This is a genomic window from Dellaglioa sp. CoH-56-MRSF-11 (genome assembly GCF_056782135.1).
This window is the reverse complement of the sequence record NZ_JBXAYE010000008.1, coordinates 1-19898: the sequence shown is the minus strand read 5'-3', so window position 1 is coordinate 19898 and position 19898 is coordinate 1. Positions and strand designations below refer to the sequence as shown.

Genomic DNA, 19898 nt, shown 5'->3' with positions numbered 1-19898 from the left:
GGACATACAAAAATCCCTCCATGATTATCGGATGAAATTATATTATTTCATCTGACAACCATAAAGGGATTATTACATCACTCAATCTGAAGTTGTTGGAACCTTTTTAAGTTTTTCTTTAAGTCGCAATAAAAAATTTTAAGAATACTTGTGCAATACTAAAATAAATTAACACAGAAGTTAAATCACTCAATGTCGAAATAAATGGCCCTGATGCAACTGCTGGATCAACACCAATTTTATCCATTAAAATTGGTATAAAACTACCCGCTAAATTTGCCACCGTAATAGCGCACATCATTGCAAGTCCTATCACCATCCCGAGAACAAAGTTACCCTTCCAGAGTCCGACAATTAAAGTGACGGAAATACCCGTTACAACCCCAATTACTAATCCAGTGAAAACTTCACTTATAATTAGTCTAAGCACACTTTGTTCATTGTCATCTTTTACAGCTAGGCGTCGAACAGCAACAGCTAAACTTTGTGTTCCGGCATTACCGGCCGTTCCTGTAATCAATGAAATGAAGACAGCTAAAATACTTGCTTCACTCAGTAACCCTTCAAAATGACTAACTAAACTTGCCGTTGACATACCTAAAAATAATAACGTTATCAACCATGGCAAACGTTTTGATGCTGCTTTAAATGGATTTTCTGTTTGATCTTCAGTATCGACACCGGCCAAACCAGAGTAATCCTCAGCCGATTCTTCATCAATAACATCAATAATATCATCAACAGTAATCACACCAATTAATTGTTCATCATAATTTGTAACTGGCATTGCTAAAAAGTTATAATCCCGAATCATCTTGGCAACGTCTGCTTGATCGTCATCAGCTTTAACAGACATAACTGGTGTCGTCATGATATCTCCAATTAACGCCTTCTCATTACTCATTAATAAATTACGTAATGTTACAATCCCCATCAAACGCTGATCATTATTAATAACATAATCATAGTAAATTGTTTCCGCATCACTTGCTTCTTCTCTTAAAGTACGCATTGCAGAACTCACTGTTTGATCTGAGGTTATTGAGGCAAAATCAGTTGACATAATAGCACCAGCTGTCTTATCTTCATAATGCAGCAGACTTTTTATTTCATAGGCCTTATCTTTATCCATCAGACCTAAATATCTCGCTAATTTATGCTGATCCAGTTGTCCCAACAGGTCAACCTCATTATCAGTGTACATATTATCTAATAACTCAGCCACATACTTTAGAGACATTTCATCAAAATATTTAACAACATCTTCCGGATCATCTTCAGCGGCATCAAATGTGTCACTCAATTCCTTAGGCGTCAGGTACTGATACACCTTTTGGCGTTGCTCTTTATTAAGCACTGAAAAAATCTCAGCTTGCTCATAAACATGCAAATCTGTAAATTCATTGTGAAAATTATATTGTTGATTCTTTTCAAGCGAATCAATAATTTCTTCAGTTTTTATTTGGTTATATTTTTCTGTATCCACCATGATGAATACCTCGTTTATTTTTTATTTATAAATTTTTGCATATCCGATGCAAGGTGACTCTGAACATTTATCTGTTCATGTGTAAATGGTTGATAAAACTCAATTTCACTACAGTGTAGCGCTTGGCGTTGCATTGGCATAATTATATGCCCACCATACAATGTATCACCAACTAAGGGATGCCCTGTGGATGCAAAATGAACACGAATTTGATGTGTTCTCCCCGTATGTAATTGGATTTTATATTGACTAATACCTTTTACAGATTTCTCTAACCAATACTCAGTTAAAGCTACTTGACTACCTTCCCCATGGCCAACCTGCCTCTTAATGAATGATTCTGGATCACGCATAATTGGCTCATCAATTGTCCCATGCGGAGTTTCAATCTGTCCTTCGACAAATGCTGTATAGTACTTTTTAATTAGATGATTTTGTAACTGTTGATCCAATAAAGCGTGAGCAAATCGATGTTTAGCAAACAATACTAACCCACTCGTATCACGATCAAGTCGCGTCGCAATATGTGGAATAAAATCATTTAAATGTCGATTTTGATAATAGCCTGCGACACGATTAATCAAGGTATCCTCCGGATGTAAATATGAAGGAATTGAGGCAACATGTGCTGGTTTATTAATAATTAAAAAATCGCGATCTTCAAAAACGATATCAATTGGTACAAACGATTTTTTTAATTCATTTTTATTTTTCTCAGCTGGTAGAACAATACTCACTTTATCATTTGTTTGAATGAAGTCAATTGCCCACTGCTCGTTATCGTTGACTAATAGCTTACCACCACAATACTTAAGCGTTGCAAGTAATCGCCTAGATACACCTTCATTTTTCAGAAAAGTCTTCACTTTTTGAGGAGACGTCCCTGTATACTGCCAATCAATCTGCATAATCACTACCAATAAACGCCTCATTTACACGTTTCCAGAAATTATTATGTCGATATTTGGCAAAACAAATGTGTTCCTTCGCTATTTTATATTTAATTGCCTTAATTTGCCGATTATGATAGATTTCTTGGTCTATACTAAAAACAAAGTCACTGCTTTGTGTTGGTTTCAGTGTAATCCAATCATTTGAAGCCACAATAACTGGTGAGCTTAGCGTCCTAAACACACGATTGTTAATAGACGCAATTTCTGCCATTTGTATTGACTCGAGTTCGGGATGAATAACCGCTCCACCAACCGATTTATTATAGGCAGTAGATCCAGTAGGCGTAGAAATGCACAAACCATCTCCACGAAACTTTTCAAATAACTGATCACCAATATAAACATCCGTTACCATTGTATTGTTAATCCTTTTTAAGGTTGATTCATTTAATGCAAGAAATCTTTCTGATTCTGCATCAAAATAATCAACTTTAACATCTAATAATGGATAATTAATTGATTGTTTATTATCTGATTGGAGACTAGTAACTAAATCTGAAATTTCATCATCTCGCCAATCCGTATAAAAACCTAAATGCCCTGTATGTACGCCAACAAATCTAATGTTTTCAAGGTTATCTTGGTAATGTTTGAAAGCAGAAAGCAAAGTTCCATCCCCACCAACCGTAATCACAATTTCAGGATGACTATTATCAATTACGATATGTGCATCCGTTAGTTTTTGATACAGTTCTTTACCAACTTTTTGCGATTTTTCCCCATCATTTTCGAAAATAGCAACTTTCATTCGTAACCCTCTTTTCCTGACGCCCATGATACCTAATGTTTATTTTTTGTTTAAACCCTTACCATAAAATAAATGCTGCGCTTCTTGAATCTCTTCTCTAATTTCGGACATTTCAGTGTCTAATTTAAACGCAGCCTCTGCTGCCCGTTCGAGCCGTGCATTTAATTGGCTAGGAAATTCTCCTTGATATTTATAATTTAAAGAGTGCTCAATCGTTGCCCAAAAATTCATAGCTAACGTGCGAATTTGAATTTCAACAAGTACATTTTTTTCTCCATTTATCATTTGAACCGGGTACTTAAGTACAATATGATATGAGCGATAACCGCTCGCTTTTTTATTAGTAATGTAGTCACGTTCTTCTACAACGGTCATATCATTTCGAGAACGTAATAAGTCAACAACCTGATAAATATCATCAACAAATTGGCACATAATGCGAATACCCGCAATATCTTGCATGTCAGTTTCTAAACGTTCTTCAGAAATTTGACGTCGTTCAATTTTCTCTAAAATACTATCAACTGATTTAACCCGACTTGTCACAAATTCAATTGGCGAATGTTGACCAATACCCGTGAACTGTTTTCTTAAACCACGCATTTTTATTTTCATTTCTGAAACGGCCTGTTCATAGGGTCTAAAGAAATATTTCCAATCTTCTACCATTTTATCACTCTATTCTATTATTCAATTTACTCATCTCATTTTAGCATAAATTAGTGATTCAGTTCCGAATTAACCTCACAATGTTACCAAATCTTTCAAAAAACAAGTAATTTTAATAATATCTGTTATTAATTAAGTGTTAATAATTGAAAAAAAAAAAAAATTTGGTAAAGTGGTAATAGTTATTAAAACAGAAATGAAATCAAACCCCACACGATTTTAAATCTAATCACTATAATTGGAGGAGTACTCTTGCTAGAAATTTATTTATTTGTCAACCCATTAGGTACAAAATGCTTCAAATCTGAACAAAAGGTTTTAGACTTTATTCGTCTATCTCCCCAAAAAATCTCATTCCAATTTGTACCCATGTTAAACATCCAAACAGTGCACAATGTCATGATTGAAAAAAATCTTGATACACGTAACTTAGCGCTTCGAAATGTGTTATCTGGGTCAATTTACCAAGCCGCTTTAGATTATAAAGCAGCTCTTTTTCAAGGAAAAAAACGTGGACGTGATTTCTTAATGGCAATTCAAGCGGCTTTAGTTCAAGATAGCACTTGTTACTCAGAAGAGCTCATTCAACGAGTTGCTAAAGAAGTTAACTTAAACTGGGAAATGTTTAATGAAGATAGACATTCAGTGTTAGCAAAAAAATCATTTAAAAATGATCAAAAAATTGCCAATGATATGAACGTTACAATGCATCCCACAATCGTCATTAATAATATTGATGGTCTAGACTGTGGTGTATCCTTCCCAGATGCTGATTTAGTAGATATTTCGAAAGTTTGTGCTGGTGATTTTAATATTCAAAATGACTTACATCAAGCAATTAACCCTCAAAACCAACTATACGTTTTATAAAATAAAAATACGTAGCTTAGTTTTTTAACTAAGTTACGTATTTTTTATTTCTCTAAGATTTGAGGTAATAATGCCTCTAATTCATTCAATCTTGCTTCAAATACAGCAAATGCGTTAACTAGATATGCTGACTTAGTCATATCTACACCTGCTTTTTTCATGACATCAACTGGAAAATCTGAACTCCCAGCTTTCAAATAATTCAAATAGTTTTCTAATGCATCAGGTTTTCCACTAGTGATTCCCTCAGATAAAGTGGTTGCAGCAGCAAACCCTGTTGCATATTGATAGACATAATAATTATAATAAAAATGCGGAATTCTTGACCATTCCATTGCAATTTCTGGATCACGTTCTAAACTCTCTCCATAATATTTTTGATTTAAATCAGCATAGTATTTAGACAGTTTATCAGCCGTTAGTGGGTTTCCAACCGCGTCTTCCTCATGAATCCAATGTTCAAATTCTGCAAATTGTGTTTGACGGAAGATAGTTCCTTTAAACCCGTCTAAATAATAATTAAGTAAAAATGCCCTAACCTTAGGATCTGTTTGAGTCTTTAATAAATAATGTGTTAACGTATTTTCATTAGTTGTTGACGCAATTTCTGCTAAAAAAATTGGATAATCACCATACAAATAAGGCTGATTATGATGCGTATAGTAACTATGAATACTATGTCCCATTTCATGTACCAATGTATAAAGATTATTTACATTATTTTGCCAGTTTAATAACATATATGGTGCTGTATCATACATACCTGATGAATAGGCACCACTTCTTTTACCTTGATTTTCAACAACATCAATCCAACGGTTATCAAATGCCTCTTGAACATGACTTAGATAATCAGGTCCCATTTTATCTAAGGCTTTTAATGCCTCACTTTTCGCTTCATCATACGTGTAACTTAGTGCGGGTTCGCCTGTTATTGGTGTATATAAATCGTATGAATGTAATTTTTCAACTTTTAAAATTTTCTTACGTAATGCAACATAACGGTGTAACAACGGTAAATTCTTATTAACCTGCTCAATTAGTGTATTGTAGACAACTTCAGGTATCTGATTATTTGATAATGACGCATCTCTGGCACTTTTATAATGTCGAACTTGTGCACTATAGTTATGAACTTTAACATGGCTTGAAAGTGTTGAAGCTAGTGTGTTTTGAAATTGACCATAGACTTCATATAATTTTTTAAAGGCCTGTTCTCTAACACTTCTAGAAGTTGATTCTAGAAGGACCCCATAAATACCTTGTGATAATTGAACATCATTACCTTGTTCGTCTTGAACAACTGGAAATTTCAAATCAGCATTGTTCAGTATTTCAAACGTTTTAGAAGAGGCGCTAAATATATCCCCTGCTCCAGCTAAGAGCGTTTCTTCAGCATGCGAAAGGACATGATCCTTCTCCAATAATAAACTATCAAAAAAATGACGATAGCCTTTTAAATCAGGATTATCAGACATAAATTGCTTTAAAGTATCCTCTGGTATCGCAATAATTTCAGGTTCAAACCAAGAAATAGCAGCCGATACCTTAGCTGCCAAGGCGCCAGCCCTTGAATTTAAAGCTTGATATGTTGAATTTTCTGTATCTTGATCATTTTTTAAATTCGCATACACGTATACTTTTTCGAGCATCCGTTCAAGCGCCAAAATAGCTTCTAATCCACGTAACATTGTTGTACTATCTTGACTCAATGTACCTTTAAAGTTAGCGATAGTTACTACAGATTCTTCAATTTTTTTGTAATCCTCTTCAAATAATGAATCTGAACCATATATTTTTTCTACATCCCACGTTAAATTTTCTGGTACCTCTTCACGCTTTGGTAATTGCTTAGCTACTGTCATAAAAAGCCTCCGAATATCGTTTATTTACTCCTATAAGATAACATATTTTTAATCAAAATTTGAAATAAATGTATGCCTCAACTGTAAATTTTCCATTTTTAGCGATATATCACTGGACCATACAATCTGATTGTCAATTCGATAATTTTCGGATTCTTTAATTGGTATTAAAATATGATTTTTAATTAAACCCTTAATATATGCATTATTAACTTGTTTAATTGCTAGATGACCAACAAGTGGCATTTCAAAAAGAGTTTTTGTGATTTTTTGTTGCAGGTTAAATAATAACTCAAGCTCTTTTTTCGAAATAACATCAGTGGTATATTTTTGCAAATCTAAAATAACTCGAATTCTCCAAAAAAAGTCATCATGTCGATAGATTGGCGGAAGACGCGTCTGACTCAAGCAATATATCGGAAATCCCATAAAATAATATCGCTGCATGTAGCAAAAATCAATCTGTTGCTTTAAATAATGATTCAAATAATAACAATTTTTCTCTAACTTAGTCAATTGACGGAACAAGTCTGCTGGTGACAAATTCAAAGTTTTATTCCTACAATTATTTTTGATAAATACCATTAAGTCTGTTACATCATTAAATACTTTTGTGCAGTAACGAATACCATATAAATTTTCAAACCATAATTCATAATTTAAAATTAAACACTGTCGCTCAGTATCGATAAATACTAAGAAATAACCAATATTTTTATGGAAATTTATAAACATTGCTTGTTGTTGTGTTAATTTTTTATTTAAACGATGTTTCATCCCTAGAATCCAAAAAATACGATACCCATTTTGTTTATAACCGTCAGTCCTTTTGTTAAAATCTTTTAGCGTCAACGGACTGCATTGGTACTCTACGACTAACTGGCTATTTTTTAAATTTATTAAAACATCCGGTCGTTGCTTTAGTTTAGGCAAATATTGCTCAATATCTGCTCTTTTATGTCTTTTTTCTGCCCACATTTTAATTAAATTTTTCCCTGTGACATGTATTTTCGTTTCACCTTCTGAAAAAAAATGACATGACTTTTTAAAATGAGCAAAATGAGCTTGTTTTTGCGGGCCTTCTTTAAAGACAACACGCTCTCCGCAACCAGGACAAAAATATTTATTGTTTTGCTTAAAATTTATTGCGCATACCAACTCATCTACGTGTTCTTGTTTTGCAAATATCATTCAAATTACCCCTTGTTACAATTTAAATACGCAAAAAAACAAACTAACCTTTTTCGATTAGTTTGTTTATTTAAAGTATCTTCTTGCCTCAGAGAGTGCGTCAGATGACATAATCTTTTTACCACGTTCTTCCATAAATGGTCCTGTCGATGAGACAACCTGTGCATACTCTAATGCGACAGCTATATCATTTTCGATTGTTTCTTTTGTTGTATTATCTTTATCAAAAATTAGTTCTAAAAAATATTTATTTTGGACTTTAAATAAATTGCTTTGTGTATTTGTTGGTCTAAAAATTTTAGCTAATTGAATAAAATCTTCGAAGTCCCCAAATTCAAACATTCTTGTTTGAGCAGATTTTTTATAACCCGATCCAACAGTATCTTGTGAGTCATTGTCACTGTCTTCAAGCTCAGCTAATCTATCTTTTATAAAGCTTCCTAGATCATCATTCTCAGATAAATCAGAAATGTTTATTTCTTTCGGATTTTGCGTCTCGTCTGGCTTTCCACGACTGATAAATAACTCCAAGCCATCTCGATTAGGTAATACCTGGAAGGTAACTGCTTCATTATTTTCAAATTCATGTTCCGTGTCTACTTCGCGTAAAATACTATAAAAGAAATCTTCAATTTGAGTTCTATTACCTAATAAATCTAAAACAGTAATACCTCTTTTAGATAAATCTTCATCTTCAACTAAAACACGAATTGTATTTTCATTTATTTTTTCCATTTTCATTACTAATCACCCATCTTTCTGATAACTTGACCTTAATTCTATCTAAAATTTACTATTTGTAAAGTAGTTTAAACTAAATAAAAAAAATTCAGGAATGCGTCTTCCTGAATTTTACCATGTTACCTTATTAAAAACTAATGTTTCAATATTATTTAATTTTAAATTAATTAAAATCCAGCAAGTAATTGTGCCTTTTGTAATTCTAAAGCACGTACATCCCTTGGTAAGAAGCGACGAATTTCGTCTTCGTTATATCCAACCTGTAATCGTTTTTCATCTAGAATAATAGGACGACGTAATAAACCAGGATTATCTTGAATTAATGAGAATAATTCTTGAAGTGGTAAATCGTCTAAGTCCATATCTAGTTCCTGATAAACTTTTGAGCGTTTAGAAATAACTTCTTCTGTTCCATTTTCAGTCATTTGCAAAATTGTTTTAATTTCATCAATGTTGAGAGGCTCAGAAAAAATATTACGTTCTTGGAATGGAATATTATTTTCCTTAAGCCATGCACGTGCTTTTCGACAAGATGTACAACTTGGTGAAGTATATAAAGTTACCATATGCGCTCTCTCCTTTTAATAAAAAATTTATCAATTCCTATAAAACAATTGTAACTTATTATCAAACAAATTACTACCATTTTATTAAAAAAATTTACTAATTAATATTTTTACTAATAATACATTTAATTCATTTGTGTTCATTATTAAATGATTAAATGACATCATTTTTGATATTGTTTTTTATATTTCGAGTATGATATTACATATATTTTATAGTTATTATTATTTATTGAATGAAAAATAATTTGCTATCTCAATTATTTAATATACTTTACACTCGATATATACTTACTAAAAGTACGTAACACGCACTTAATCGTTTATTTGCAACAATCTTATCATTATTTTATTTTTCAAAAAAAAGATACATATTGTTAAAAAAATTTAACAATATGTATCCGATTACAAAATTAGTTCTAAATATTTTTTTGCGAGTATTATATCGATATTATTGCCAGCTGATAATTCAGCTTGTTCTTTTAATAATTCGTGGGAACCATTTGCTGGTAAATGCGTTAAAATTAATCTTTTAGCATTATTTAAACGAGCAAACTTTCCAGACTCGGTAGATGTCATATGCCATTTTTTGCCAATTTTATCATCAAAAAAGTTTGTATCGGTCATTAATATATCTGCATTTTGACTAATTTCATTTAATTTTTCGTCATACGCCGTATCAGCTGTAAAAACAAAGACCTTCCCAGTTGCCCGTTCCGTTATTCTCATAGCATATGTAGGCACTGGGTGAATTGTTTCTAAAAATTCAAAAGTAAAAGGCCCAATGTCTATAACTTCTTTATTCTTATATCCTATTCCAATTGTCGCATTTGCCCAAGTTAATTTTGCTAATGCTTCTTGATCAATAGATGGCCCATAAATAGGAAGTGGTTGCTTCACTTGTTCACCGTTAATCTGCCAGCTATACTGTAAAACGCCGACATCTGCGATATGATCCTGATGATAATGTGATAAAACAACTGCATCTAACTTCAAGGAATCTAGTTTAGGTTCTAGACTAAGCATTGCTCCACTTCCACAGTCCAACAATAAATTAAAACCATTACTCTGAATTAAATATGAACTAGTTCCAACTGTATGGGCAGGATAACCCCCATAGAATCCTAAAATTGTCAACTTCATTTTTAATTGTCCTTCCTGTTACTTTTGACTCTATTATACCTTTTTTTGGGCTATACTTAATAATGAATTAAAGTAAATGGGAGATGTATCTTTGTTAAATCATATAAACACAGCATTAGGCGCTGAATATTTTTTAAAGTCTATAATTCGAAATAATCCATCCCGATCATTTATTCTACTTAATCCAATTAATAAGTACAATAATTCTTACTTATTAGACACATCAGATGATAATTCTATTTTCTACTCTGGATTAGACTTCCGTGTTCGATATCATGTAGGAATGGATTCATGGCAAGGTTTTTATCATTTTAAATATATTACTTTGAGCGATGAAGAAAGTAAAGTTTACTTAGCTCAAGTACAAACTTTTATTAATGAACAAACAAAACCAACTGGTATCATTTCTTTTTACACATTACAGTCTTTATCTAAAGGTTATAATTATGTTTTTTTAACAATTTGGAAGCAACAATCTGATTTTATTAATTGGCGTAAAACGTCAAATTATAAACAGTTAAAGTACTATGAAAGTGAGTTTCAAATTACTCCCATAGACGCAGTGTATTCTGTTAATGAATTAATTAATATAAAAGATTAATCCAATTAGTTAAAAACAATCCGTATTCCACAAACGATATTAATAGCTAATTAATGACTCAAACAAGTCATTAATTAGCTATTTTTTTACAATAGTTATTCCCCAAAAATGTTTAATTTCCAACCAAAAAATAGCCTAAAAAGTTTTCTAACTTTTAGGCTATTAATCATTTAACCGTTCTTAAACTCTGTTATTTATTATCCGATTCAACACTCTCACGGTAATTAAAAATAAGCCTAAATACATCACATAGAAGGTCCCCCAGAAGAAAATGAGAACATTTAGGTTAGGTTGATCAAATAATGCGACATAAATATTAAAAGTAAATATTGCTTCTATCGATCCTAAAATAACCGGAATTAAAAATAAACTGGCTGTTTGCTGATAAATAATTCGCTTAATCTCTTTTTTGGTCACACCTAGACTTTGCATTAGTGAATAAGTTTTTTGATTTTGTCTAAGATCTATCATTTGTTGTAACATTAAAATACTACAAGTTGCTAATACTAAAATAATACTAATAAAACATGCTATATAAATATAAAACCCATCTAATTCGTTAACATTTTTTTCAACTTGATTTCTCACACCCAAATTTCGATAATGGTAGTTTGACTTAATTTGATTAGAAAATTTATAACGGACATTCGATAATGTTGTCCCTGTCTGCTGCAAATAGGTCTGTTCTTTAGATTGATTATCTAATTTATGTCCGAAATCATTTTTAGATTGTGCAAATTCCTGATAATTTTTAATATTAATAGCTGTAAGTCCATATTTTGTGTTGCTATCAACACGTTTGTAGACACTATCTTTAACAATTAACAAATTTTGAATGTAATGTATTTCACCATACGGAAACGTACTTAAGTATGTTTTTATCTTTAATTTGTTCATTGATTTTTGCTTAAATTGAATGAGCTGGTTATCATCATTAATTTGATATCTTGCTAACTTGTGTAAAATCATAACTGTCTCATTCGATTTAATCTTAATCGGTTCTAAATCATCTTGAATTTTACGCGCATGATTATAATCTGTTTCTGACATTATTGTAATTGGCACAATTTTAGCTTCACTTTGATTATTTGCTTTTAATTGAACACTTGTTTTCATCGGTACAATTTTAAGATGTCCACTTACTTGCTGTTTCACTATTAAATTGTTTTGTTTTAATACTTTTTTTACAGTTTTTAAATGATAATCGTCCGTAATAAAATGAGCTGGTGCCACTTGATCAATTGTTTTTTGGGAATATGAATACAACGTAGCCACTCCAATAAATACAGATAAAGAGAACATTATTAATAAAGTCATTAAACTTAAGATGACCTTATTTTGTCTTAAACTGACTTTTAAATTAGAAAAAGCAAGTAGCCTACCACCCCGATACATAAAATGTCGCCATTTTTGTATCATACTTATCATTATCGGCACCAAATAATTAAAAATCAAAAGAGTCCCTAAGATAATCATAATTGCAATAATCAATACTGCTAAAAAATAATCATTTTTACGTAACCAAACATTAAAAATAGGTCCCAAATTTTCAAAATTTACTGCCATAAATAAAGGTACAATAATAAAAAAGATACTAATGATAGCCATAAATCGTTTAAATGGTCCAAATTTTTCGACACTGGCATTATCACTATTTTTAAACAATGAAACTAATTGTTTACGATAAATAACACTTGCATTAACAGTTGACATCATTAAAAAGATAACGTTAAAGATAACTATTGTACTAATTAAACTATGCCAAGATATAATAATATTGGTATCTGCCACAATAAACATAGCCCTCAACAAAATCATAGCAAATAATTTAGAAAAGATCGCACCAACCACTAAACCAATCAGTAATGCTATATTACCTAGAATTAAATTTTCAATAAATAGCATTGTCGCAATTTCTTTTTTTTTCACTCCAAGAAGATGGTAAACAGCAATTTCTTTTTCTCGCCGTTTCGCCACAAAAAGATTAGTGTACATCATGAAACAAGCAATAAAAATCAAAATTAAAAAACTACTAATACGTAAAGTAACAGAAATTGGTAACTCTACGCGCGCATTTTGTGTTAACTCTTTGTTAATTGACATTGACAAAAATGAAAAATAAACTGTAACTGCTATCGCACTAGCAATAATGTAAATTAAATAATCCCATAAACTGCGCCAAATACTTTTAAAAACAATATTCACTAGTGGTTTCATTGCTTTCCCCCACCAATAGCTGCTTGCATATCAATTATTTTTTGGAAAAATTCTTTTCTAGAGCCATCTCGCCTAATTTCGGCAAAGATATTCCCATCTTTAATAAAAATAATTCTTTTACAATAACTAGCTGTAAATGCATCATGAGTTACCATCATGAGCGTCATCTTTTGCTTTTCATTCACGTCTGTTAAATACTTCAATAGTTCCGTAGCTGCTTTTGAATCTAGACTTCCTGTCGGTTCATCTGCGAATAACATTTTGGGTGCCGTTATAATAGCTCGTGCAACTGCAACCCTCTGCTGTTGACCAATTGAAATTTCATTTGGAAAATGTTTTAAAATATTATTTAAATTTAAAATATTAGCAATATTAGCAAGTTTTGCCTCAATTATTTCTACATTTACTTTATCCAATGCTAAGGGCAAAATTATATTTTCCTTGATAGTCAACGAATTAAGTAAATTAAAATCTTGAAAAATAAACCCTAACTGTTGTCTTCTAAACTCAGACAATTTTTTTTCATTATATTGTGTTATATCCTGGTTATCTATTCTAACATGTCCAAAAGTTGGCTTATCAATAGTCGACATCATATTTAATAACGTCGTTTTTCCTGCACCAGATGGTCCCATAATACCAACAAATTCTCCTGAATCAATTACAAACGAAATATTATCAATTGCAGTCGATCTATTAAACTTCATTCCATAAATTTTTTTAACGTGATCTACTTCAATAAATGTCATAATTTCATTTCTCCTATTACCAAGTATTATCCTATATATAGGATAATTACGCCAATATTTATTTACGCTTTTTATCTATTTGAATTTAATGCTAAAAACCGGTATTGTAGGGTAAATAGTTCTTACTTTAAAGAGGTGATAATATGTTTAGTATAATGATTGTTGAAGATGATAAAACAATTGCCAACATTACTGCAGATAGTCTAGCAAAATGGCGATTCAACCCTATTTTAATTAATAATTTTAGTGAAATTGATCTTGAATTCATTGAAAAAAAACCACATTTAGTTTTATTAGACATTAATTTACCCGATTTTGATGGCTTTTACTGGTGTAAAAAAATCCGTGAAATATCAAATGTACCAATTATATTTATCTCAAGCCGAAATACCAATATGGATATGGTTATGGCAATGAATATGGGTGGCGATGACTTCGTAAATAAACCTTACTCAATGGAAGTTTTAGTTGCAAAAATTTCTGCATTATTACGACGCACTTACAATTACGCAGAAATGGGACCAGAAACACTCGAGCATAATGGCCTTTTTTTGAATTTACAAAATGGAACTGCAAAATTTAACGATAAAATTATTGATTTATCAAAAAATGAGTACCAGTTACTGCAATATTTAATGCGTCAGACAGGGAAAATTGTTAGCCGTGAAAAATTACTTCGAGAACTCTGGGAAGACGAACATTTTGTTGATGACAATACGTTAACCGTTAATATTAATCGCGTTCGTAAAAAAATAGCACAAGCTGGATTACCCAATTTTATCGAGACAAAGGTAGGACAAGGTTATCTTATCCCTTAGGAGACACTAATGACATTTTTTAAGTACATTTCAGATAGAATTACAACAATCATCTTTTTCCTTCTAGTTATTCTCTTAATTAATCTTGTATTGTGGTTTGATCCATTCCATAACATTGTTTTATCTACATTATTATATATAGATATTCTGGTAGTTATTATATCAAGTATTTTTGTTGTAACACGTTACTGGATTAATCATCAATGGTACCAAAAATTTAAATTACCAATTGATCCAGCAACAGCAGATTTATTGATTCCTATTAATGGTGCACATTCCAATGAACAACGTTTATATCAGGGTTATGTTAATGCCCTATTAAACAATCATCAAATACAAATAAATAATATCTTGTCTAAACAACAAGAACAAGAGGATTTTTTAAATGCTTGGATTCATGATATTAAAGTTCCCTTAGCTGCTATTCAGTTACTAATTGAAACATCTGATGGCAAGCTATCTGAAAAACAAGTCATGCAAACTGAAATTGAATTAAAAAACATTGAAAATTTTGTTGAACAAGTGATTTATTATTCTCGTTTAGATAGCTTTTCAAATGATTATTTAATTCAAGATGATTCACTAAAAAAAGTAGTTAATCTTGTCATTCGGGATAATATGAACTTATTTTTTTCAAAACATATTCGTTTCGTTTTTAACAGTACAGATATTTCCGTTCTAACTGATTCAAAATGGCTACGTTTTATCTTAAATCAAGTGATTACCAATTCATTAAAATACACACCAAATAATGGTGAAATCGTTATTTCTCTTAAAGATACTGAAAAAGAAACGATATTAGCCATTAAAGATAATGGCATTGGTATCCCGAACGCAGATTTAGCTCGCGTTTTTGACAAAGGATTTACCGGGAATAACGGGCGTCAATTCAACCAAAATGCAACCGGATTAGGCCTTTATTTAGCAAATCAACTAAGTCAAAAATTAGGTCACCAATTAGAAATTGAATCTCCAAAAAATGAAGGTACTACAGTTAAAATTATATTTCCTAAACTTTCTTATTATAATGATGAAATGGGCGAAATTCTTCGCTAGGAGGGTCTATCATGTTATCAGAAATTGAACTCGGTTTTACAAATATTAAAGATATTGATCCTAATATTATTGTAGATTTACGCTATGCTACAAAAGACAACTTTACTAACCAAATTATTTATGACTTTTCTACAGCAATCGCTAGAACAGGAACAGCTAAGAAACTTGGTATCGCAAGTCAATTACTCAAAACTCAAGGCTATCGTTTAAAAATTTGGGACGCCTACAGACCAGTCTCTGCTCAAAAAAAATTATTTGACGTTTATCCCGATCCTAATTTTGTAGCGAAGCCAAATCCTAATTTCAGTCATCAAAAAGGCGTGACATTTGATTTAACTATCTGTGATATGGATGGCCACGAGCTTAACATGCAAAGTGAATTTGACGACTTTTCAGAACGAGCTGGAAGAAATTATAAACGAACACCTCAACAACAAATAAATTACGATATACTAAATAACGCTATGATAACTGCTGGTTTTATCGGATATTCTGAAGAATGGTGGGACTATAGAGATTCTGATATGAATGACTATTCACCACTTATCGCGAATCCAAATGATTATTAAAAAAACTTGTCACAACACCTTACATACAAGGTATTGTGACAAGTTTTTTATCTTAACAATTTATCCCAGAGAATAACTTCACCCGCAATTAATGATTTTTGAACATCAATAATTCTTTGATTTGAGCTACCTCTAAATTGCAAAGTTAAATCTTTTTTTGGTAATTCGAATCGACCGTCGACTAAAATATCAATCTTTGAAAGTAATTCAAGTTTATCATCAGATTCAAGCATTAATTCATCCCATGTATAACCAGTCCAAGACCAGATATCTTTCGTCCATCCATAAGTATCATGAATACGATTCACTAAGCTTAAACAAACCTGCGTGTTAACAAAAGGCTCTCCGCCTAATAAAGTTAATCCTTGGCAATAGTCTTCGCTTAAATCAGTTATTATTTGATCTTCAAGCTCTTTTGTATATGGTGTCCCATATCTAAAATTTTGCGCTGCCTTATTATAACAACCCGGACAAGCAAATAAACAGCCACTAACGTATAAACTACAACGAACCCCTTCACCATCAACAAAATTAAATGGTTTATAAGATGCAATATACTGTTGGCTTAACTCACTGGCAATCCATTCTTTAGGTTTCGGATTTCGTGGTGCTTTAACTCTCTTTTGTCGTTCCATCATCAACCATTCCTAAAGTCATATTTTTAACACGAGAAGCAATTTCTTTATGACGTCCATGAACCATCGGACGTTGCTGTGGATTACCTAAGTATCCACATGTCCTTTTAACAACATCACATGTTTTTGGATCATGATTTTGACATTTAGGGCATTCAAATCCTCGTTCAGTTGGGTTAAATTCACCATCAAAACCACATTTATAACAATGATCAATAGGGGTATTAGTTCCTAAATAGCCGATTTTATCATAAGCCCAATCCCAGACTGCTTCTAAAGCCTTAGGATTTTGACGTAAATTTGGGTATTCACAGTAATGAATAAATCCACCTGATGCATATTTAGGATATTCCATTTCAAACGACAATTTTTCAAACGGAGTTGGATTTTTCCTAACGTCATAATGAAAACTATTTGTATAATATTCCTTTTCTGTAACATCTTTAATTTCACCAAATTTTTCAGTGTCTAATACACAGAAACGATCTGTTAAGGATTCACTAGGAGTTGAATAAACACTAAAATGATAATCGTATTCATCTGACCAATCTGTACAATACTCCTTGAGGCGTTTAACGATGTCAATCGTAAAATTATGCGCCTTTTCATTTTTTTCCCAATTAGGTCCAAAAAAAACAGTTCCAACTTCATATAGTCCAATATAACCTAATGAGACCGTAGCGCGACGATTCTTGAATAAATCATCAACATCTCCGTCTGCTTTTAACCTTTCGCCAAAAGCACCATGTTGATATAGAATGGGTGCATTCTCTGGGATAGCTTCCTTGACACGGTTAACTTTAAAGACTAATGCCTCTTTACAAACCTGCATCCTCTCTTTAAAGATATCCCAAAATAAATCAATATTACCTTCGGATTCCAAAGCAATTCGTGGTAAATTAACTGTAACAACGCCTAAATTCATACGCCCAGAATTGACTTCATTACCATTTTTATCTTTCCATCCTTGCAGAAAGCTACGACAGCCCATAGGTACCTTGAAACTGCCCGTAAGCTCTTTTATCTTGTCATACATTAATATGTCAGGGTACATTCTCTTCGTAGCACAATCAACAGCTAAGGCCTTAATATCGTAGTTAGGGTCCCCATGTTTAAAGTTTAAATCCTTTTTTATTGTAAATACTAATTTAGGAAATATTGCCGTACGATGCTCACGACCTAATCCTTTTATTCTAATTTTTAAAATTGAGATTTGAATTTCTCGTTCAATCCAACTTTCACCCAACCCAAAACCTAACGTAGTAAACGGCGTCTGTCCTTGCGAAGAGAATAAAGTATTGATTTCATACTCTAATCCTTGCATGGCATCATAAATATCTTTGCTTGTTTTAAGTTTAGCAAATTCTATCTGTTTTATTGGATTCCCAATCCATACTTTTGCATCTATTAAATGCTTCTTATAATTTAATTCAGCAAATGGCGCTAGTAACTCATCCACCCTATCTGCAGAACAACCACCATACTGACTTGAGGCTACATTAGCAATAATTTGTGCCATTTGCGCAGTTGCGGTCTGAATTGAATGAGGACTTTCAACTTCAGCATTTCCTATTTTAAATCCATTTGTTAACATCTCTTTAAAATCAATCAGACAGCAGTTAGTCATAGGACTCCAGGGTGTGTAATCTAAATCATGATAATGAATTGAACCACGTAAATGTGCTTTAGCTAGTGATTCAGGCATTAATTTTAATCCCAAAGTTTTACCCACTGTCCCAGCCGTCAAATCACGTTGTGTATTGAATACATTGCTATCCTTATTAGCATTTTCATGAACAATTGTATCATCTTTATTTAATAATTTATCCAAACGACCAGCTGGATCAGTTTGCTCTTTCCACAATTTTTCATCATTTATTCTATATTCCTGAAAGCTATCCAATGCATCACGGTAGCCTAATTCACGATATGTAGCTATAACTAAGCCATACATCGTTTGGGCATTAATTTTTTGATAATTACTTAATTTATGTAATAGTAATTCCTGATAGCTTTCTTGATTTTTTTTACTATTTAATCGACGCAAAGTACTACTTAAAACTTTACGTAATGCAAAATCAACTTTTCGACCATCACGCTTTTCAAATATGTCAGGCACTTGCATATCTAACTTTACCTCTACTTTTTTCATAAGTGACCTTCCTTTTCTTACAGCAATAAATATATGTTACTTGATTATCCTCTTAAAAACAACAATATATAGTGTACAACAATATATACTATCTATATATTGTTGTACACTATGATTTACTATCAAGATGTTTGAAATGTAATTAAAAAGTTAGACGTATATATATCAGTTAAAAAATTATTATATGATTTCAATACCAGAATATTTTATACACTTAAAAATTTATACCAAAAAAACTCTAATTATTAAGTGATTAGAATTTTCATACTATTATCCACCAACAACAGTTGACGAAGAGCCAAAAAAGTTCAACAAAAGCTCAACTTTCTATAATTTCGTATTATTCTTCATAATTTAGCGTACAAAAAAAGCCCAATCAATGGGCTTTCATGTTTTCTAATACTCTCTATAATACTTAATAATACCGGTGATCGGGGTCGAACCGATACTCCATTGCTGGAACTGGATTTTGAGTCCAGCGCGTCTGCCAATTCCGCCACACCGGCATAACTCGTGTAAGGCGGTAACCGGATTTGAACCGGTGATGAAGGTTTTGCAGACCTCTGCCTTACCACTTGGCTATACCGCCATATTAATTATTACTTGATATAACCTTATAAAAGGCGACATGTGGGAATCGAACCCACGCGTGCCGGAGCCACAATCCGGTGCGTTAACCACTTCGCCAATATCGCCAAAACAAAAAATGGCAGGGGTAGTAGGAATTGAACCCACACTGACGGTTTTGGAGACCGTAGTTCTACCTTTAAACTATACCCCTATAAAAAATGGAAGAGAGTGGATTCGAACCACCGAACCCGAAGGAGCGGATTTACAGTCCGCCGCGTTTAGCCTCTTCGCTACTC

At 32.1% G+C, this 19898-nt stretch carries 18 protein-coding genes and 4 tRNA genes; 5 read left to right on the top strand and 17 right to left on the bottom strand.

Features of this window, described 5'->3' with window-relative positions; translation table 11 throughout:
• Window positions 1-118: 118 nt before the first annotated feature.
• Genes mgtE through yjbM form a run of 4 tightly spaced genes read right to left on the bottom strand, consistent with a single transcriptional unit; the run spans window position 119 to window position 3859 of the window.
• The gene (mgtE, locus tag AC1RPT_RS07445; RefSeq protein ID WP_481761981.1) at window positions 119-1486 is read right to left on the bottom strand and encodes a magnesium transporter; all 1368 of its coding nucleotides are present in this window, start codon (window positions 1484-1486) and stop codon (window positions 119-121) included.
• Window positions 1487-1503: 17 nt separating this feature from the next.
• A complete protein-coding gene (locus AC1RPT_RS07440) occupies window positions 1504-2397 on the bottom strand; it encodes an RluA family pseudouridine synthase (protein ID WP_481761982.1) in 894 nt (297 codons plus the stop codon).
• Window positions 2387-3190, bottom strand: coding sequence for an NAD kinase (locus AC1RPT_RS07435; protein ID WP_481761966.1), 804 nt, complete (start codon window positions 3188-3190; stop codon window positions 2387-2389). Before AC1RPT_RS07435 ends, AC1RPT_RS07440 begins: the two co-directional genes overlap by 11 nt.
• Window positions 3191-3229: 39 nt before the next feature.
• On the bottom strand, window positions 3230-3859 hold the full coding sequence (gene yjbM / locus AC1RPT_RS07430; RefSeq protein ID WP_481761967.1) for a GTP diphosphokinase: 630 nt from the start codon (window positions 3857-3859) through the stop codon (window positions 3230-3232).
• Window positions 3860-4111: 252 nt separating this feature from the next.
• On the opposite strand from yjbM, the gene AC1RPT_RS07425 reads away from it, so the two are divergent.
• Window positions 4112-4729: a DsbA family protein gene (locus tag AC1RPT_RS07425; protein ID WP_481761968.1), complete on the top strand. Its 618-nt coding sequence runs from the start codon at window positions 4112-4114 to the stop codon at window positions 4727-4729.
• Between the two features lie 44 nt (window positions 4730-4773).
• On the opposite strand, the gene pepF is transcribed toward AC1RPT_RS07425, so the two are convergent.
• The 5 genes from pepF to AC1RPT_RS07400 form a co-directional block, all read right to left on the bottom strand.
• Window positions 4774-6594: an oligoendopeptidase F gene (gene pepF / locus AC1RPT_RS07420; RefSeq protein ID WP_481761969.1), complete on the bottom strand. Its 1821-nt coding sequence runs from the start codon at window positions 6592-6594 to the stop codon at window positions 4774-4776.
• A 48-nt stretch (window positions 6595-6642) separates the two neighbouring features.
• Window positions 6643-7785 carry a competence protein CoiA gene (locus tag AC1RPT_RS07415; RefSeq protein ID WP_481761970.1) on the bottom strand — a complete coding sequence of 381 codons (1143 nt, stop codon included), beginning with the start codon at window positions 7783-7785 and terminating at the stop codon, window positions 6643-6645.
• 66 nt (window positions 7786-7851) lie between these two features.
• Window positions 7852-8526: an adaptor protein MecA gene (locus AC1RPT_RS07410; protein ID WP_481761971.1), complete on the bottom strand. Its 675-nt coding sequence runs from the start codon at window positions 8524-8526 to the stop codon at window positions 7852-7854.
• A 167-nt stretch (window positions 8527-8693) separates the two neighbouring features.
• Window positions 8694-9092: a transcriptional regulator SpxA gene (gene spxA / locus AC1RPT_RS07405; RefSeq protein WP_481761972.1), complete on the bottom strand. Its 399-nt coding sequence runs from the start codon at window positions 9090-9092 to the stop codon at window positions 8694-8696.
• Between the two features lie 405 nt (window positions 9093-9497).
• Window positions 9498-10235, bottom strand: coding sequence for an MBL fold metallo-hydrolase (locus AC1RPT_RS07400; protein WP_481761973.1), 738 nt, complete (start codon window positions 10233-10235; stop codon window positions 9498-9500).
• A gap of 91 nt (window positions 10236-10326) precedes the next feature.
• Here AC1RPT_RS07400 and AC1RPT_RS07395 point away from each other — a divergent pair, with 91 nt between their 5' ends.
• Window positions 10327-10836 (top strand): antibiotic biosynthesis monooxygenase, encoded by a 510-nt coding sequence (locus AC1RPT_RS07395; RefSeq protein ID WP_481761974.1) that lies wholly within the window; start codon window positions 10327-10329, stop codon window positions 10834-10836.
• A 180-nt stretch (window positions 10837-11016) separates the two neighbouring features.
• Here AC1RPT_RS07395 and AC1RPT_RS07390 read toward each other — a convergent pair whose 3' ends face one another.
• Both AC1RPT_RS07390 and AC1RPT_RS07385 read right to left on the bottom strand, forming a co-directional pair.
• Window positions 11017-13053 carry an ABC transporter permease gene (locus AC1RPT_RS07390; protein ID WP_481761975.1) on the bottom strand — a complete coding sequence of 679 codons (2037 nt, stop codon included), beginning with the start codon at window positions 13051-13053 and terminating at the stop codon, window positions 11017-11019.
• A complete protein-coding gene (locus AC1RPT_RS07385) occupies window positions 13050-13805 on the bottom strand; it encodes an ABC transporter ATP-binding protein (RefSeq protein ID WP_481761983.1) in 756 nt (251 codons plus the stop codon). Before AC1RPT_RS07385 ends, AC1RPT_RS07390 begins: the two co-directional genes overlap by 4 nt.
• 140 nt (window positions 13806-13945) lie before the next feature.
• On the opposite strand from AC1RPT_RS07385, the gene AC1RPT_RS07380 reads away from it, so the two are divergent.
• Genes AC1RPT_RS07380 through AC1RPT_RS07370 form a run of 3 tightly spaced genes read left to right on the top strand, consistent with a single transcriptional unit; the run spans window position 13946 to window position 16245 of the window.
• Window positions 13946-14620, top strand: coding sequence for a response regulator transcription factor (locus tag AC1RPT_RS07380; protein ID WP_481761976.1), 675 nt, complete (start codon window positions 13946-13948; stop codon window positions 14618-14620).
• A 9-nt stretch (window positions 14621-14629) separates the two neighbouring features.
• A complete protein-coding gene (locus tag AC1RPT_RS07375) occupies window positions 14630-15676 on the top strand; it encodes a sensor histidine kinase (protein ID WP_481761977.1) in 1047 nt (348 codons plus the stop codon).
• A gap of 11 nt (window positions 15677-15687) precedes the next feature.
• A complete protein-coding gene (locus tag AC1RPT_RS07370; protein ID WP_481761978.1) occupies window positions 15688-16245 on the top strand; it encodes a M15 family metallopeptidase in 558 nt (185 codons plus the stop codon).
• Window positions 16246-16292: 47 nt separating this feature from the next.
• Here the strand turns inward: AC1RPT_RS07370 and nrdG are convergent, their stop codons facing one another.
• The 6 genes from nrdG to AC1RPT_RS07340 form a co-directional block, all read right to left on the bottom strand.
• Window positions 16293-16883 carry an anaerobic ribonucleoside-triphosphate reductase activating protein gene (gene nrdG / locus AC1RPT_RS07365; RefSeq protein ID WP_481761979.1) on the bottom strand — a complete coding sequence of 197 codons (591 nt, stop codon included), beginning with the start codon at window positions 16881-16883 and terminating at the stop codon, window positions 16293-16295.
• Window positions 16858-19032: an anaerobic ribonucleoside-triphosphate reductase gene (gene nrdD / locus AC1RPT_RS07360; RefSeq protein ID WP_481761980.1), complete on the bottom strand. Its 2175-nt coding sequence runs from the start codon at window positions 19030-19032 to the stop codon at window positions 16858-16860. Before nrdD ends, nrdG begins: the two co-directional genes overlap by 26 nt.
• A 422-nt stretch (window positions 19033-19454) precedes the next feature.
• Window positions 19455-19538: transfer RNA gene (locus AC1RPT_RS07355), tRNA-Leu, on the bottom strand.
• A 12-nt stretch (window positions 19539-19550) separates the two neighbouring features.
• Window positions 19551-19621: transfer RNA gene (locus AC1RPT_RS07350), tRNA-Cys, on the bottom strand.
• A gap of 33 nt (window positions 19622-19654) precedes the next feature.
• Window positions 19655-19727 (bottom strand) — tRNA-His (locus tag AC1RPT_RS07345).
• 12 nt (window positions 19728-19739) lie between these two features.
• Window positions 19740-19813: transfer RNA gene (locus tag AC1RPT_RS07340), tRNA-Trp, on the bottom strand.
• Between the last annotated feature and the right edge of the window lie 85 nt (window positions 19814-19898).

Coding starts and splice junctions, on each gene's coding strand:
- AC1RPT_RS07440 (WP_481761982.1), bottom strand. CDS start 2,397: ATGCAGATTGATTGGCAGTATACAGGGACGTCTCCTCAAAAAGTGAAG.
- AC1RPT_RS07435 (WP_481761966.1), bottom strand. CDS start 3,190: ATGAAAGTTGCTATTTTCGAAAATGATGGGGAAAAATCGCAAAAAGTT.
- yjbM (WP_481761967.1), bottom strand. CDS start 3,859: ATGGTAGAAGATTGGAAATATTTCTTTAGACCCTATGAACAGGCCGTT.
- pepF (WP_481761969.1), bottom strand. CDS start 6,594: ATGACAGTAGCTAAGCAATTACCAAAGCGTGAAGAGGTACCAGAAAAT.
- AC1RPT_RS07415 (WP_481761970.1), bottom strand. CDS start 7,785: ATGATATTTGCAAAACAAGAACACGTAGATGAGTTGGTATGCGCAATA.
- AC1RPT_RS07410 (WP_481761971.1), bottom strand. CDS start 8,526: ATGAAAATGGAAAAAATAAATGAAAATACAATTCGTGTTTTAGTTGAA.
- spxA (WP_481761972.1), bottom strand. CDS start 9,092: ATGGTAACTTTATATACTTCACCAAGTTGTACATCTTGTCGAAAAGCA.
- AC1RPT_RS07400 (WP_481761973.1), bottom strand. CDS start 10,235: ATGAAGTTGACAATTTTAGGATTCTATGGGGGTTATCCTGCCCATACA.
- AC1RPT_RS07390 (WP_481761975.1), bottom strand. CDS start 13,053: ATGAAACCACTAGTGAATATTGTTTTTAAAAGTATTTGGCGCAGTTTA.
- AC1RPT_RS07380 (WP_481761976.1), top strand. CDS start 13,946: ATGTTTAGTATAATGATTGTTGAAGATGATAAAACAATTGCCAACATT.
- AC1RPT_RS07375 (WP_481761977.1), top strand. CDS start 14,630: ATGACATTTTTTAAGTACATTTCAGATAGAATTACAACAATCATCTTT.
- AC1RPT_RS07370 (WP_481761978.1), top strand. CDS start 15,688: ATGTTATCAGAAATTGAACTCGGTTTTACAAATATTAAAGATATTGAT.
- nrdG (WP_481761979.1), bottom strand. CDS start 16,883: ATGATGGAACGACAAAAGAGAGTTAAAGCACCACGAAATCCGAAACCT.
- nrdD (WP_481761980.1), bottom strand. CDS start 19,032: ATGAAAAAAGTAGAGGTAAAGTTAGATATGCAAGTGCCTGACATATTT.